Origin of the sequence: Aquabacterium sp. (assembly GCF_035476535.1) — a bacterium.
Classification (GTDB): domain Bacteria; phylum Pseudomonadota; class Gammaproteobacteria; order Burkholderiales; family Burkholderiaceae_C; genus Pseudaquabacterium.
In genome coordinates, this window is the sequence record NZ_DATILJ010000254.1 from 1 (window position 1) to 1,526 (window position 1,526).

General features: G+C 67.5%; 2 protein-coding genes. Both read right to left on the reverse strand.

Annotated elements, in window-relative coordinates:
• Positions 1-458, reverse strand: a 458-nt coding sequence (locus VLK61_RS25570; RefSeq protein ID WP_325425325.1) for an FtsW/RodA/SpoVE family cell cycle protein, incomplete at its 3' end; no start/stop codon positions are given.
• A gap of 53 nt (positions 459-511) precedes the next feature.
• On the reverse strand, positions 512-1,526 hold a 1,015-nt coding region (gene murD / locus VLK61_RS25575; RefSeq protein WP_325425323.1), incomplete at its 5' end, for a UDP-N-acetylmuramoyl-L-alanine--D-glutamate ligase.

A 1,526-nucleotide genomic window follows, 5' to 3' on the forward strand; every position in this document is an offset into this window, starting at 1 on the left:
TCCATCTTGCGCACCATGTAATCGGCGGCATACAGGAGAACAGCGAACTTCGCCAGTTCGGAAGGCTGGAAACTCATGAACCCGAAGCCGATCCAGCGCCGGGCGCCGTTCACGCCCTTGCCGATTTGCGGAATCAGCACCGCGATCAGCAGCAACAGTGAAACCACGAAGAGCCAGGGAGCGACCTTCTCCCAGGTCGCCATCGGCACCTGAAAAGCGAGCAGCGCCGCGATGAACGCCAACGCCATGAAAATGGCGTGCCGCACGAGGAAATGCGTGTGGGCATAGCGCGCGAACTTCGGGTTGTCGGGCAGTGCCACCGAAGCCGAATACACCATCACCAGGCCAAAGGCCAGCAGCGCCACGGTGACCCAGGCCAGCGCCTGGTCGAAGCCATGGACGCCGGCCGGCGCGGCGGCGCGTCCGTAGCCGGCGCCGCGCATCGGTACTGGGGGCATCGCCAGGCCGGACGTCCCGCCGAACCAGCTCGTCAAGCGTTGAGCCAGTGCGTTCACGCCTGCCCCTCCAGGTCCACGCCAGCTTCGTCGGCCAGCGCCTGCACCGCGGCGCGGAACACCTCCGCGCGATGCCCGTAGTTGCGGAACATGTCGAAGCTCGCGCAGGCGGGAGACATCAACACCGCATCGCCCGCGTGGGCCCGCTGGGTGGCGAGCGACACGGCCTGCTCCATCGTCTCGCCATCGAGCAGCGTCACGCCCGCGCTTTCGAGCACGGCGCGAATCTGTGGCGCGTCGCGCCCGATGAGCACAACGCCGCGCGCGTGGCGGGCCACGGGTGCGGCCAGCGGGCCGAAGTCCTGGCCTTTGCCGTCGCCGCCCAGGATGACCACCACCTTGCGCTCGGCGCCCAGGCCCTGCAGCGCCGCGACGGTGGCGCCCACATTGGTGCCCTTGCTGTCGTCGAAGTACTCGATGTCGTTGACGATGCCGATGGGCTCCACCCGATGCGGCTCGCCACGGTATTCGCGCAGGCCATACAGCATGGGGCCGAGCGTGCAACCGGCGGCGGTGGCCAGGGCCAATGCCGACAGGGCATTCACGGCGTTGTGGCGGCCCCGGATGCGCAAGGCGTCGGCGGGCATGAGGCGCTGAAAGTGCAGTTCCTCGTCCACGTCCTTGCGTTTGCGCTGGGTCTCATCGGCTTCCAGCGCACGCACCAGCCAGGTCATGCCGTTGACGACTTCGATGCCGAAGTCGCCGGGCCGCTGCGGCATGTCCGCGCCGAAGGTGAGGTAAGCGCGCTGCTCCATCTTTCCACCCTTGAGCCGCACGGCCGCAGGCAGCATCTTCATCACCAGCGGATCCTCGCGGTTGAGGATCATGAGCGCTGACTTGCCGAACACTTTTGCCTTGGCCGCCGCGTACGCGTCCATGTCGCCATGCCAATCCAGGTGGTCCTGGGTCAGGTTCAGCACGGTGGCCGCGGTCGGCTCGAAGTCGCCGGCCGTGTCGAGCTGGAAGCTCGACAGCTCCAGCACCCACACCTGGGGCAACGCCCCGCTGTCC